The sequence below is a fragment of the Streptomyces sp. NRRL F-5122 genome (assembly GCF_001507435.1).
Taxonomy (GTDB): Bacteria; Actinomycetota; Actinomycetes; order Streptomycetales; family Streptomycetaceae; genus Streptomyces; species Streptomyces lannensis.
In genome coordinates this window covers 59946-74047 of sequence record NZ_LMWH01000244.1, presented here as the reverse complement: position 1 = coordinate 74047, position 14102 = coordinate 59946, and the positions used below count along the sequence as shown (strand labels likewise).

The following is a 14102-nucleotide window of genomic DNA, read 5'->3' as shown; positions in this document are numbered from 1 at the left end:
GACAACCACATCGACACCGCCACCCTGCGCAACGACCGCGGCCGCGTCATCGACACCGCCTCCTGGGGCTACCGCAACCACCGCTGACCCCACCCACCGCTGACCCCACCCACCGGTGACCGACCCCACCCGGGGCCGGTCACCGCCACCCCACGGTGCGCCGGGCCCCACAAGCACGGTGCACCGCTTCATGACTTCGGATCGCCCACCGGTGCTGTGACCGCGTAGGTGCGCCGGGTCGGTACGCATGATCCGTCGGGCTCGGATGTGGAGATCAGACAGTGGCCAGGCTCTTCGCCATGACCCGCTCCCTGCCGACGCCATCGGGCAGAAGATCGCCGGGCTCACCCGTGTCCGTGAAACCGTGCCGCTCATAGAGCGCGGTCGCCTTGCGGTTGTCCGGCATGACGGACAACCGCAGCGTTGTGGCACCCCGCTCCGCGCCCCACCGCTCGACCGCCTGGATCAGGTGGTCACCCACGCCCTTGCCCCGAGCCTTGGGGTTGACCCACATCGAGATCAACTCCACGTTCTCTGCTCCCTCGCCAGGCACTCCGCTGGCCATGCCCACCGGAAGGCCGTCGAGGAGCGCGACGAGATCGTGCGCGCCAGGAATCGACAGACGGGCACGCCAACGTTCCTCGCGGTCGCCGGAGCCCTGCCACTGGGCCAGTGTCGATCCGAACGCGTAGGGCGCTTCAGCAAGCGCGGCCAGTCGCAACTCCCGCCAAAGGGGCCAGTCGTCTGAATCCAAAGTCCGTAGTTCAAGCATGATCGAGACCCTGCCCGGCCGCCGGGGCGGGCAGCAAGTCGATTACAACCTGTGCCAAGGGGCGACAGCTGCCGGCACTCGCTAGTTGACCCATCGGACAGGCCCTGATACCCGGGTTGTCGAGTCCTGGATCAGCGTGCTGTGGTCCCTGACGCCACGTACCTCAGTCGACTTGATCGACCAGCCTATGGTTTGCGCATGACGAGCACACTCCGTCTGGAGAAGATCACTCCGGAGAACCTCGACGCTGCGATCGGTCTGCGGGTCCATCCGGAACAAGAACACCTGGTCGCGCGAGTCGTGAAGTCTCTGGCCGAGGCATACGTCCATCCCGGCACGGCTTGGCCCCGTCTCATCCTTGACGGTGACACCCCCGTCGGCTTCCTCATGGGCTTCTTCGACACATCGACTGGCTGGGAGACGGCACGGGCGCCGACATTCGTTCGGGTCTGTGGCGTCTCAACATCGCAGCAGCTGAGCAGGGTCGAGGTTACGGTCGCTTCGCCGTCGAGTCCGTGGCAGTTGAAATCCGCCGTCGCGGCGGCAACCGGCTGACCACCACCTGGCATCCAGGGGCAGATGGCCCCGAAGCATTCTATGTGGGACTCGGATTCCGGCCGACAGGCGAAACGATCGGAGGACAGACGGTGGGCGAGCTGCCGCTGTGACAGTGACCGTCTCTCAGATCCGTCCATGAGATCGTCGTGCCCGTGATCGAGCCCTGGGTGATCAGCACTGGTGGACATCCGGGGTCGGTGCTGTGGCCGCAGACTCCTCGCCGACTTGATGATGCGGCGGCAGGCCCCGGCCCAGGAACAGGGCCGGGGCGGGCGGGGGTCCTTCGCCCGGCGAAGCCCCCGATGACGGTGATTGGTTCAGTCCGCGGCGAGCAGGTGGGCGGGGGCGATCCGGGACAGCCCCCGGATCGGCACCGTCAGAGCCGCCCCCACCAGGACGGTTGCGGCGAGCGTCGCCAGCAGCGGGGCGCCGGCGACCGCGAGGAGGTGACCGTGCAGCACGCCCTGACCGAGTGACAGCACCCCGGCCAGACCGGCCACTGCACCGGAGAGGCCGCCCAGCAGAGCCAGTCCGATGCCCTCGTAGAGGGTCAGCATGGCCAGTTCGCGGTTGGTCCAGCCGGTTGCCCGCAGCACCGCGAGATCGGTGGCGCGCTCGCGTTGCGAGATGATCAGGACGTCGACGGCGCCGGCGGAGCCCAGCAGCAGGGACAGGGCGACGCTGACGTAGTCGGCGCCGCGTGCCTGTGCCACTACGGCGTTGCCGAGCAGTGATCCGGCGACCTCGCCCTGGAAGGCCAGGGTCAGGGCGAGCAGTACCGTGAAGGCGGCCACGCCCAGTGCGAGCCCTGCCGCACCGAGCAGCGTGCGGCCCCGCATCCGCAGCAGGTTGAGCATGGCGAGACCGGCCACCGAACGCACCGGGCGGGCGCGTCGGACCGCTGTCACGGGGGGCCGGACGGCTTCCATCGGTCCCAGCCGGGTGGCGAGCCAGGCGGGGACCATGCCTGCCACGGTGGCCAGGAGGAGCGCCACCGGGAGCACGAGCAGCGACTTGGTGCCGGCGTCGGGCTGTCCCAGCAACCGGCCCAGCACGTACGCGAGGATCGCCCCGGCGGCGCCGGCGGCCAGGCCGATCGCCGCCAGTTCGCCGAGGACCAGGCGGAGTACTTCGCCGCCGCTCCAGCCCAGGCAGCGGAGCGTGCCGATCTCGGTGCGGCGTGAGCGCACCGAGGCCAGCGCGGCCTGTCCGAGGAAGAGCGCGCACACGACGAGGACCAGCACGAAGAGCACCGCGCTCTTGGTGTCCACCGCCCTGAGGATCCGCAGTGCCACGCCCTTGGCGACCCAGGGCTCGGTTACATGCGCCGAGGCATTGAGCGTCACCGTCTGCGGGGCGGGCGAGCTGCCGATGGTGACGTCGACCTGGAGCCGGGGGTAGGCGGCCCGGATCTGCCCGGCCACGGCGTTGACCCGTGCTCGGGAGGCGGCGTCGACGCCGGTCACTCCGGCCACCCGGATCCTGATCGCGCTGACCGGGGCCGTGTCCTGCGGGCTCGGGAACCGGCGGCTCTTGGTCAGCGCGGTGATGGACTTCATCGTCGTCAGCATGGTGGGCGGCGGGCTGACATAGCCACCCAGGTTGCGGTCGGGCCGCAGCGGCTTGTCGTGGAGTGCCGCGCGGGTGGCGCTGTCCGCGGCGGTGACCTGCGGCGGCTGGTAGGTCTCCAACGGGGCCTGGGACAGCGGTGAGAAGCCGGGCAGCTTGCTGGTGTCGTAGCGGCCGACGAGGCGGACGAAGGGACTGGGCAGGCGCCCGGAGTCGATGTTGCCGCAGTAGCCCATTCCGACGCACTCCGTGGAGATGTGGCTGGTCACCTTCCGGTACTGCCTGCCCTGGTTCTCCTCGGGGACGTTGGGGAACGGCTGGTTGTTCTGGTTGACCCACAGGCCGGGCTTCTGCGGCGGCTGCGCCTGCACGGTGAGGTCGCCACCCGGGGTGCGGCGGTAGGTGACCGGGCCGACCGTCCAGTAGGCATCGGTGGTGAACGCGTCCTCGTCCAGCGCCTTCTGGTAGCCCTTGCTCAGGTCGACGCCGACCTGGCCCACGCGGGTGCCGTGCAGGCCGCGGACGAATCTGCCGGCTGTCGGGTTGCCCAGTTCGGAAGGCAGCTTGGCCGGGTCACCGATGTCGAGCCGTTCCACGGTGGCGCTGAGCGTTCCGGCGGTCAGCGGGTTGTTGCTGAGCAACGCCGGGATGTAGGAGTCGTGCTGCCCGTGGATGCTCTTCGAGCTCGGCAGTGTCCACGGCTTGTCCTGCTCGGTGAGCATCCGGCCCGAGGTGATCGTGCTGCCCAGGCCCACCAGCCGGTTCTCGGCCGCAGGGTCGACGGCGGACAGCAGTACGGGGTAACCGACCGGAACATCGATGGTGGCCTTGCTCCGACCGGACTGACAGTTCATCCGCGAACTCAGGTCCGGGTCGAACGGGGACCTCTCGCTGAAGTCCTCGGCAATGATGTTCGGCTTCATCGGCAGTTCCATGTTGAACTGCGTCCGCTCGGTCTTGTCCCCGTTGAAGTAGAAGCAGACGTCGTACTTCCCCTTCAACTGGTACCGCCGGGTGGCCTTGTCGACCGTGCCCTGCTCCAGGGTGTCGGACTCGAAGAGATGGTCCGACGACGCCGCCGACGTCAGAGGGTGGCGGGTGAGGTAGACGTACTCGTCGGAGGTGCGGTAGGTGCCCAGTCCGGATGTGAGCGTCGGGTTGATGCGCAGGATCTGCCGGGAGGCCTTGCTGTCCAGGAAGCGGGACACGTCCACGGTGACGGTGCTCGTCACCATGAGGTAGCCGAGGTTGGCGACCGGCGCGGCCACGTCGATCCCGGCCATGCCTCCGATACGCCGGTATTGGCTCATGGTGATACCGCCGAACGTGCCGGACAGGAAGTTCGGTGCGACCAGTCCGCTCCGCCGCTCCACGTCCGTCTGCGAGTTCGGCGGGCGCACCAGGACGTCGTACGCGGACCGCGCGTTCTTCCGTACCGTGCCCACGGTGGTCGCCTTGCTCGTGTCCACCGTCGCGGTCAGCAGGGTGAAGCTGGTCGACGCCACCAGGATCCCGGCGGCCAGGGCCAGCGCGCGCCCGCGCCGCCGCCGGAGCTGCTCGAGGATCATCGCTATCACGGGCGCAGGCTCCCCAGCCGGTTCAGCACGTCGCCGGACGGCGTGAGCCGCTGGTCCGAGGTGATCCTGCCGTCCTGCAGACGCACCACCCGGTCGCCGTTGGCGGCGACCTCCGCGTCGTGGGTGGCGATGAGCATCGTCATCCCGTACAACTCGCGCAGTGACATCAGCAGGTCGATGATCTCCCGCCCGATGACGCTGTCCAGGTTGCCCGTCGGCTCGTCGGCCAGCAGCAGCCCCGGCCGGTTGATCAACGCGCGTGCGACGGCGACGCGTTGCTGCTGGCCGCCCGACAACTGCGAGGGCAGGGCGTCGGCCCGGTCGTCAAGGCCGACCGCTTCGAGCAGTTCCATGCCGCGTTCACGCCGGTCGAAGCCCACTCTGCGCGGCAGGACGGGTGCGAGCACGTTGTCCAGCACGGTGAGGGCGGGCAGCAGATGGAAGCGCTGGAAGACGAAGCCGATACGCCGACGGTGGCGGTCCAGGTTCCGGGGCACCAGTTCTGTGCCGTCGATCTCGACGTGCCCCTCGTCGGCCCGGTCCATGCCGCCCGTCACATGCAGCACGGTGGACTTCCCGGCACCGGAAGGCCCGGTCAGCATCACCACCTCGCCGGCTGCGACCTCCAGGTCGACCCCGTCCAGAGCCGTCAGCCCGGGATACCGCCGGCTCACCCCGCACAACGCCACGCTCACAGCCATAGATGCGCCTTCGCCCCTCATGCATTGTCGCAATTCAGGGGTATGTTGTCACAATGCAGAAGGGACGTATATGCCGCTCCACCACGCCGTGCTCGCGCTGCTGAACCGGCGACCTAACCACGGATACGAACTAAAGGCCCGGTTCGAGGAGGCCATCGGCCCGCAATGGGGTGGCCTGAACATCGGTCACCTCTACCAGATCCTCGAACGGTTGGTCCGTGACAGCTATGTCTCACGCTCGCAGGTCACCCAGACCGACCGACCCGACAAGAACCTCTACACGCTCACCGAGGCCGGCGAGGCCGAGCTGCGCGAGTGGGCGACCACCGCCTGGGTGCGCACCGGCGGCTTCCGCGACGAGCTGTTCCTCAAGCTCCTCGGCGCCGTCGCCCTCGGCCCGCAGGCCCTGACCGCGCTGATCGAATCGCAGCGGCAGACATACCTGTCCGAGCTAGCCGGCCTGGCACAGCAGCGCCGGGCCCACGCCGACGAACCATTGGTCGCCGTACTGATCGACGCCGCCATCGCGCACACCAAGGCCGACCTCGGACTGCTGGACAGCGCCGCGCAGCATCTGGGTCCGCTCGCCACGGCAAACGGCGCGCAGGCGCGGACGCAGGGCGACGCCGACGTGGCCGGCGGCCACGAGTCGATGAGAGGGTCCCGTACGGAGTCCGCTTAGTGGGCGGCGCCGTAAATCCTTCGAGGGTTGTTCACGCTGCCGGTGCGACAGAGGATTCTTCGTGGTGATCGGCGCTGTGCTGGTCGAGCCTGGCCAGCAGATCGTCCAGGTCGGAGGTGGTGAACCTCCACTGGAACGGCTGAGCCGTGGCGTTGTGTCGTCGAAGGCCAGGAGCCGGTCCTGACCTCGGCGGCATGCAGCGGTGATCGAGGGGGACGGCCGCGGCGTTGACGGTCTTCGAGCCCGGGCAGGCCCGTCTTGGCGAACCGGATAGGCCGGTGACGCACGGTGCCCAAGTGCAGCCCCGTCTGCCGGGCGATGCATGCGTTGGAGCGTCCACGCACGGCATGCAGCGCCACCTGTGCACGCACTCGCAGCCGGTGCTCGGTCCTGTGACCGTAGGCCGTCTTCTTCAACCGCACGCGTTCGGCGGCACTCGAGGCTGTCGCACAGGGGCGCGGAGGGGCATGGCGGGCGAACCGATCGGCCGACGTGGATCACTGGTACCTCGCGGCCTGCCCCGCCCCAGCCCGCGCAATGACTGGTGAAGAGGCCACTTGGACAGGGAAAACGCAACTTCGACATGGCCCGCAGAGACAGCTACCTTCACCTGGTCCTCGGCGATCGCCCACGGTCGCACAGGAGTTCCTTCAGGCTGAGCCACCCGCGACGGGATGGGTTGGTCACCCCTCACGAATCCCCGTCCCCACGCGTAAGCCACCGAACCGGGTCCACACCAGGCACCCCCGACCAAGGAGAGACGCATGCCCCATCTTGCGCTGTACACATTCGGCATCCTGAAGTCGCCTCTCGCCGATCCCGCACCTCTCACACGCGAGTTCTACGACAGTGGTGAGGCCGTCTACCGGAAGATCAGTCAGCACCCCGGGTACCTCGCTCGTGCTGAATCGGCAGACGGTGACCGGGGCATGCTCTTCGAGGCGGACTGGGGTGCATGGGGAGAGTTCGCCGTACCGGCCTGGTACGGCAAGGGCCGTACGGCCGAAACCACCGCCCTGGCCGCGACACTCTCACTCTGGACTGACCTGCGCCCCGCCTTCGACGCCGTCTACACCGGTCTGCACCGTGACGCACTGAACAGGCGTTACGACTGGTTCGAGACGACAGGGCAACCGAATTACGTGTGCTGGTGGGTCTCCGACGGCGTGATACCCACCTGGCGGGACGGGGTTTCCAGGCTGGAGCACCTCCACGACCACGGCTTCGTGCCGCACGCCTTCACCTTCCACCACTCATTCGCCCCGGACGGAACTCCGAACAGGATCAAAGGCATCGGGCCAAAGAGCGACCAGGACTGAACGACTGGGTTCGCTGTCAAACGCCTCACTTAGCAAACGGGCGCTGACCGACCCCGTCACGGTCGGCCACTGGCGCCCACCACCCCACGGTGCGCCAGGGCCCCACAGGCACGGCGCACCGCTCGCCCATGCCCCTCCCGATGTAGCCGCGGTGACATGGCGGATCCCGCGGAGTCTTCGCCGGCCGCACTGTGCCGTCCGCTTCCCGGTGAGGGCGACTTGGAGCAAGCCGACCGCGAAGGCGCTGGCGGTCGTGAGGCGAGGTGCGTGTGCCCGTCACTCCGTCTGCGGCGGGCGATCCCTCAGAAGGACCGGTAGATCCCCTCGGGATCATCGTGGGCCCATGCCGCGTACTCCTCGAAGCCCATGTTGCCGATGCTCAGGTTCGCGTGGATGTCGTGGACGCCCGCCGGAGCGGTGCGGAACTCGCGGCCGAACTCGGTCAGTTCGTCGTAGTCCTCGTCGTCCTCGCAGTCCTCCCGCGTCAGCGTCGTCACTGCCAGCAGAGGGCGGGTTCCGGCCTGCATGGACATCCGGTCGGCGAGGAAGACGACGGCCAGGTTCTCGTCGGCGCGGACCACGTTCAGCACATCGTCGGCGGTCGCGTCCGCCCACACCGGATCGTTGACGAAGTGGATGCGTGCCTCGTACAGGCCGTCGCCCCAGGACTGCATCAGCGCCGTCGCCACGTCCTGCCATGCCGCGTCGTCGTGGTAATCGGTTCTCACGACCAACGCATCGAACTCGTCACGACCGGTGACGGCGGGCAACACTCTCACGGAGTCTTCTCCTTGGTGACGATCGGTGAGCATCGGTGGAACTGTCTCATGTGTTGCCCATCGCGCTCCGCCGGGTGGGCCCTCGTCGTCGGCAAGTCCCCTTGCACGGCCGCGCACCGCGTGCATAGTGGTGCGCGGGCACCCGATCGTGGGGGAGTCGGGTGGGCGGAGGGGGAGTGTCGTGCGCAGGTATGTGCACCATCAACTGTCGGCCGTCGTCGAGGCGGTGGGCGCCGCGTTCGTCAGCGCACCCGTTGCGTTCGCTCTGGGTGGCGTTCCCGATGTTCACGTGGCGTGGTGGGCCTTGGTCCTGCTCACCGTACTCACCTTGGTGTTCGTGGCGCTCGCCTGCACGCCGCTGGCGTGGCTGGGCGGTGAGAGGAGGGACTTCGAGACACCGGTGCCCCTGGCCGATCCCGACAGGGTCCTGCCTGCGCCGCGTGAGTCGCTACGGCGCAGTTTCGACGTGGGTTTTCCGGTCCTCCTCGCGACGTCGGGCGTGATCGGTGCGCTGCTGTGGGGATCGCCGGCAGGGCTCTGGCCCCTGGTGTTCGTTCCGGATCGGCTCGCCAAGGCCGTGTTCGGGACCTACTGGGAGCGCCGTCATGGGGTTGTGCTCTGGTTGGGCAATGTCCCGGAGCAGCCCCTCGCCAAGAACCAGTGGCTCTATTCATCCGTACGGCAGCCCGGACTCTGAGAGCCGGACGCATTCGACTCGTCCCGTGCGGCGCCGGCAGGGACTCGGCGCACGAGGTGCCGGCAGATGGAGTTCCGCCGGAGGGCGAGGGGCGAGGAGTCGGTCTCGATGGGTGCCGGTGTGGGCGGGAGCCGGAGCGGACCACAATCGTGCACGACGGTCGGGGTGCCCCAGCCGGCCCTGTTGATGGCGCCGCCCCCGACGCCGAGCCGCACGTGCGGGTCGAACCCGAGTCCCGTTTGGACGCGGTAATCGGGTCCGGCCCGGCCAAAGGGGACGGCGGGCGGGAAGTGCGACGTCACGGCGGCCGGACCAGCTCAGGAAGGGTGACGGGACGCCGGTGGCCCGACCGTGGCGTCCGACCCGCACTCTTTCGTTACCTCAGGCACCCTTGACAGCGTGCGTACTGTTTCGCGACGTTTGAGCATTGCCGGATACGCGTGTCGGTCACCGCCGTTCGGGGACCGCGTGTGTGCACGGCGCGGGTCATCAGATGCCCACAGCAGTGGGAGGACGCGGACAGCGCGTCATAGGGGGGAGCGGTCGTCCATGCGATCCATGAGTAGTCGCCAACACGTCCTGTCGTTCCGTGCCGTCATCGGCACGCTTCTCGCGGCGCCTGTGGAAGGGCGGTTGATGTGAGGTGGACATCACCGTTCACAGATTCGACGAACTGACCGACTCACTGCGCGACGCCTGGCACCAGGCCATGGACGCGTCGCCCGAATACGCCAACCCGTTCCTGGCCCCGGAGTTCGCGATAGGGATCGGCAGGTACCGAGCCGGGGCACGTGTGGCGGTCCTGCGTGAGAACGGGGAGCCGGTCGGCTTCCTGCCGTACGAGCGCAACGCCTTCGGCGTCGGCCGGGCCATCGGTCTCGGCCTGTCCGACTGCCAGGCCCTTGTGCACCGGCCCGGAGTCTCCTGGGACACCCGGGACCTCCTGCGGGCCTGCGGACTGTCCATCTTCGAGTTCGACCACCTCGTCCAGGAGCAGAAGCCGTTCGGCGCGTACGTCACGGGGACGTTCGCCTCACCGGTCCTCGATGTGAAGCCGGGTGACGGCGACTACGCCCAGTGGCTGCGCAGCGCGTACCCGGGGCTGGCCAAGACGGTGCTGAAGAAGGAACGTCGTCTGGGGCGCGACAAGGGGGACGTGCGCTTCATCTTCGACGAGCGCGATCCGGGGGCGCTGCGCACACTCATGCAGTGGAAGTCCGCCCAGTACCGCAGGACCGGTCGGATGGACCGGTTCTCCCGACCCTGGATCGTGGACCTGGTGGACTATCTCTCCCGCGTCCGCGAGGAGCACTTCACCGGGGTGCTGTCCGTGCTGTACGCCGGTGACCTGCCCGTGGCGGCGCACTTCGGGCCGCGATCGAGCACGGTGCTCGCAGCCTGGTTCACCGCGTACGACCCCGAGCTCCGCTACTACTCACCCGGGTTGATGATGCATCTGCGGCTGGCGGAGGCGGCGGCCCGGCACGGCGTGACGCTCGTGGACATGGGGCGCGGCGACAAGGAGTACAAGGACTGGCTCAAGACCCGGGAACTGCGGGTCGGTGAAGGGTTCGCGAGCAGGCCTCACCCGGTCGCGACGGCCCATCGGCTGTGGCGCCGGCCGGTGCGCGGTCTGCGCAACACGGTTCTGGCCCATCCCCAGCTGAGGGGACCGGCCGACCGGTTGCTGAAGACGGTGGGCAGCCTGCGCGCATCCGCTGGACCGGATTCCGGGAAGGCGGGGCCCCGAACAGGCTGAGCAGGGTTCTCACCCTCCCGGCAGGGCGTCCCCGCCGTGCCGGGAGGGGGCGGGATGTGCCATTCGGCGGTGTCGGTCGTCGATGCGTGGTGCCCGTCGGCCGGTTCCGGGGGCGCTGGGGGTGGCGCGTGCATCACGGCCGATGTCCGCTTTGTCCCCGCACCTGGAGCGCCGTCCGTTGGCTCCGGGGCGGACACGACCTCGTCAAGGGTGGGCCGGCCTCCGGCGGCGGCGCGTCTCGGTCCGACGCGCGGCTCCGTGGCCCAGCGGGCGCACAGCGGTGCCGCGCGCCGGTCGCGCGGGGGTGTCCGGCGTCGGTAGCGGAGGCCGACGCCGGGGGCGGGCGTATCCCTCGCGCTCGCCGTGTGACAGCTTGCGGCGCCCTGTGCCGGGGCACAGGGCGCTCGCGGATCACTTCTCCTGCGCCTCGGGCTCTTCGGGGGCGAGGAGCACGGCCACACGGCTGGCGTGGGCGACCGCGTCGCTGACCCGCGGGTGGAAGAACGCCTCGACGGACCCACGGTGGTGGGGGCTGACCACGATGAGATCGGCACCCACTTCCTCGGCGGTGTCGGAGATGGTCGGCGCGATCATGGTGGTCAGGGCCTGGGTGACGGTGCCGTCCGCCGCGATGCCCTTCTCGCGCAGTTCTGCGACTGCCTCGTCCAGTACGGCCTTGGCCTCGGAGTCGTCCTCCAGGGGGACGACGGCGCCGAGCGAGGCCGAGGCGGCGGAGGCGGCGATGTGCAGAACGCTGACCTTGGCCTGGGTCAGCTGGGCCATGTCACCGGCCAGACGCAGCGCGGTGTGGCGTGCGGGGCTCGGATCGATGGCGACCAGGATGTGGTGGAACATGAACGTGTTGACCTTTCCGAGAGGTGCGCAAAAGCGGGCGGACGCTGGGACATCGCGTCTTCGATGGATGAAACCGCGCAGGGTGGCCTGCTGTTCCTTCATGATCGGAAAAAAGTCACATCGGATGTGACGTCCGGGCCCGGGGCGGATCGTCCAGCTCGTCTCGATCCTCACCGGGCGACCGCCGTGTTCGCCGACGGTCTCATGACCGGGAAGGGTCGGTTGTCCCAATTTCCGGCGGACGCCTACCGGCGCGCGCGGAGGAGCGGGCGGATCGACGGCGTGGGACGTCGCGCGGCGGATGGACGCTCCGGAGAGCGCTTCGGGGCACGGGCGTCAGCCGGGCGTGTCCTCGTTGTACTCCACGGGAGGAGTGAAAGTACGCAGCCACCGCTCCGTCTGCGCCACGTGGGCCTGGGCGGCCCCGGCGGCCGCCGCGGGGTCGCGGTCGGCGATGGCGCCGGCCAGGACACGGTGGTCCTCGTCGCTCTTGGCGCGCAGTGCGGAGCCCTCGGGCAGCGTGAAGACCTGGTACTTGCGGGAGCGGGCGCGGAAAACCGACAGAAGGGAGGCCAGGGTGGGGTTGCCGCCGACCCGCGCGATCTCCGCGTGGAAGCGATGGTCGAGTTCGGAGGCCAGGGCGGGGTCGTCGGTGTTCTCCATCTCCTCGATGAGCGAGAAGAGCGTGCGTACGGTCTCAGGCGTCGAGCGCGCCGCGGCCTGGGCCGCGACGTGGGCCTCCAGCACACGCCGGATCTCGTACACCTCCAGCAGACCCGAGAGGGGCAGGAGTTCGAGGGTCAGCGAGAGACTGCCGATGACGTCCTCGGGCCTGAGCCGGGAGACATAGGTGCCCGAGCCGTGCCGCGGCTCGATCACTCCCAGGGCGGCGAGCATCCGTACGGCCTCGCGCAGCGATCCGCGTGAGACACCCAGCTCCTCGCACAGCTCGCCTTCCGGCGGGATGCGCTCACCCGGCCCGAGACGGCCCGTGGCGATCATGTGCCGTAGACCGTGGAAAGCCTTCTCGACTGCGGACATCCGACCCCCTCAGTTCTCCCCGGACGGGCTGAGGCGATGGGCGCGCAAGCCCGTCGGCGCGGTGCGGTGGGCCGCTGGACGCCCTGCGCTGTCGACGAAAGTCATCTGATGACTCCGTCCTTGTGATCCCTTGCATCCGGAGAAGTTGTCATGTCAACATGCGGAGTCATCATATGTCTCCGGGTGCTGTCCTCTGACTGTTCCGGCCCGGTGGATAGGGAGTCACGTGAGCGAGTCCGAGGTCATCACCGCACCTCACCCCCTGCTGCTGGCCGACGGAGCGCCCGCCGCGCAGGCCTGGTCACTGGACCCCGGCCTGAAGCACCTGAACCACGGTTCCTTCGGCGCGGTCCCCCTGGTGGCCCAGCGGCGCCAGGAGGAGCTGCGTGCGGAGATGGAACGCGCGCCCGTGGTGTGGTTCCCGACACTGCCGCAGCGGATCGCCGCCACCCGGGTCGAGCTCGCCGCTTACCTCGGGGCCGACGCCGACGACCTCGCGCTGGTCCCGAACGCGAGCGCTGGCGCCAGCGTCGTGTTCGCCGCCCTTGCCCGCCGTCGTGGTGGAGAGATCGTCGTCACCGACCACGGCTACGGGGCCGTCACCATGGGCGCGGAGCGGCTGGCGCGCCGTTGGGGCGGCCGGGTCCGCACCGCTCGGGTGCCGCTGGACGCGGACGAGGAGCAGGCGGCCGCGGCCGTGATCGCCGAGATGGGGGAGGGCACCGACCTGGTCGTGGTCGACCACATCACCTCGGCCACCGCGCGCCGTATGCCGGTGGAGCGGATCGGCGAGGCGGCCCGGAGCCGCGGCATCCCACTGCTCGTGGACGGCGCGCACGCCCCCGGTCTGCTCGCCTCACCGCTCTCGCAGGCGACCTGCGACTTCTGGGTCGGCAATCTGCACAAGTGGGGTTGCGCGCCGCGCGGCACGGCTGCGCTGGTCGCCCGCGGCCCGCTGCGCGACCAGTTGTACCCCCTGATCGACTCGTGGGGGGCGGCCGACCCGTATCCCGACCGCTTCGACCAGCAGGGCACGCTCGACGCGACCGCCTACCTCTCCGCACCTACGAGCCTCGACTTCGTCGAACGCACCTGGGGTTGGGAGAACGCACGCCGTTACATGGACGAGCTGGCCGACTATGCCGCGTACGTGATCGGCGCTGCGATCGCCGATCTGACCGGCACCTCCGGTGATGCCGTCGACGTGGGCATGCCGGTTCCCGGAATGCGGCTGGTACGGCTGCCGGACGGCCTGGGTCCCACCCGCATCGCAGCCGACGCGCTGCGCGACCGCGCGGCCGGGGAACTGGGCGTGGAGGCGGCCTTCACCAGCTTCGACGGCATCGGTTATCTGCGGGTGTCCGCCCATGTCTACAACACCCCCGCCGACTACGAGTACTTCGCCGAGTCCTGTGTCCCCGTCCTCGGCGAATGGGCTCGCGCTGCCCGTCATTGAGGGCGAACTCGCACTGCCGGCGGAGGCGCTGCCGTCGCCGACCGGCAGTGCGGGTAGTCGGATGCGGGCTCTGATCCACGAACGTCCCCGAGCCGGCTGCCGCCGTCCTCCGCGGCCTGGTCCTCGCCGGATCTTCTGCCGGATGCCCCAGGGCATCGGTCGGCCTGCTGTTCGGTGAACCGGATGATGGCGGGCTTCCGGTTGGTGGTCTCGAAGCGGCCGAAGCCGCATGGCCACCGGTGGTCCAACGCGTCGAGCATGGCGGCGGGGTGACAGTAGGGAACCCGCGTGACCAGGCCGGTGAAACCGTCCTCGTCATGGGCCTCGAGCCGACGGT

General features: G+C 69.2%; 11 protein-coding genes and 1 pseudogene. 6 read left to right on the top strand and 6 right to left on the bottom strand.

Translation table 11 applies throughout. From position 1 onward, the window contains the following. Nucleotides 1–274: 274 nt before the first annotated feature. Nucleotides 275–772: a GNAT family N-acetyltransferase gene (locus tag ADL25_RS29425; protein WP_059130892.1), complete on the bottom strand. Its 498-nt coding sequence runs from the start codon at nt 770–772 to the stop codon at nt 275–277. Nucleotides 773–970: 198 nt separating this feature from the next. Between ADL25_RS29425 and ADL25_RS29420 the strand changes: the two are divergent. After that, nucleotides 971–1440: pseudogene (locus ADL25_RS29420) on the top strand (GNAT family N-acetyltransferase). Between the two features lie 207 nt (nt 1441–1647). Here ADL25_RS29420 and ADL25_RS29415 read toward each other — a convergent pair. Then, nucleotides 1648–4467, bottom strand: a complete 2820-nt coding sequence (locus ADL25_RS29415) for an FtsX-like permease family protein (protein WP_059130891.1) — start codon at nt 4465–4467, stop codon at nt 1648–1650. A 5-nt stretch (nt 4468–4472) separates the two neighbouring features. After that, a complete protein-coding gene (locus ADL25_RS29410; protein ID WP_059130890.1) occupies nt 4473–5177 on the bottom strand; it encodes an ABC transporter ATP-binding protein in 705 nt (234 codons plus the stop codon). A gap of 70 nt (nt 5178–5247) precedes the next feature. On the opposite strand from ADL25_RS29410, the gene ADL25_RS29405 reads away from it, so the two are divergent. Both ADL25_RS29405 and ADL25_RS29400 read left to right on the top strand, forming a co-directional pair. Then, a complete protein-coding gene (locus ADL25_RS29405; RefSeq protein WP_059130889.1) occupies nt 5248–5859 on the top strand; it encodes a helix-turn-helix transcriptional regulator in 612 nt (203 codons plus the stop codon). Between the two features lie 764 nt (nt 5860–6623). Further along, nucleotides 6624–7178 (top strand): DUF3291 domain-containing protein, encoded by a 555-nt coding sequence (locus tag ADL25_RS29400; RefSeq protein ID WP_059130888.1) that lies wholly within the window; start codon nt 6624–6626, stop codon nt 7176–7178. Between the two features lie 302 nt (nt 7179–7480). Here ADL25_RS29400 and ADL25_RS29395 read toward each other — a convergent pair whose 3' ends face one another. Further along, nucleotides 7481–7957: a DUF6924 domain-containing protein gene (locus ADL25_RS29395; protein ID WP_059130887.1), complete on the bottom strand. Its 477-nt coding sequence runs from the start codon at nt 7955–7957 to the stop codon at nt 7481–7483. Nucleotides 7958–8138: 181 nt separating this feature from the next. On the opposite strand from ADL25_RS29395, the gene ADL25_RS29390 reads away from it, so the two are divergent. Further along, nucleotides 8139–8654: a hypothetical protein gene (locus tag ADL25_RS29390; RefSeq protein ID WP_059130886.1), complete on the top strand. Its 516-nt coding sequence runs from the start codon at nt 8139–8141 to the stop codon at nt 8652–8654. 643 nt (nt 8655–9297) lie between these two features. Continuing rightward, a complete protein-coding gene (locus ADL25_RS29385) occupies nt 9298–10413 on the top strand; it encodes a GNAT family N-acetyltransferase (RefSeq protein WP_059130885.1) in 1116 nt (371 codons plus the stop codon). A 411-nt stretch (nt 10414–10824) separates the two neighbouring features. Here ADL25_RS29385 and ADL25_RS29380 read toward each other — a convergent pair whose 3' ends face one another. Together ADL25_RS29380 and ADL25_RS29375 are read right to left on the bottom strand one after the other, a co-directional pair. Next, nucleotides 10825–11268, bottom strand: coding sequence for a universal stress protein (locus tag ADL25_RS29380; RefSeq protein ID WP_059130884.1), 444 nt, complete (start codon nt 11266–11268; stop codon nt 10825–10827). Between the two features lie 336 nt (nt 11269–11604). Then, the gene (locus ADL25_RS29375) at nt 11605–12309 is read right to left on the bottom strand and encodes a FadR/GntR family transcriptional regulator (RefSeq protein ID WP_059130883.1); all 705 of its coding nucleotides are present in this window, start codon (nt 12307–12309) and stop codon (nt 11605–11607) included. A 226-nt stretch (nt 12310–12535) separates the two neighbouring features. On the opposite strand from ADL25_RS29375, the gene ADL25_RS29370 reads away from it, so the two are divergent. Further along, complete coding sequence (locus tag ADL25_RS29370; protein WP_059130882.1) at nt 12536–13765, top strand: aminotransferase class V-fold PLP-dependent enzyme; 1230 nt, start codon at nt 12536–12538, stop codon at nt 13763–13765. Nucleotides 13766–14102 lie beyond the last annotated feature (337 nt).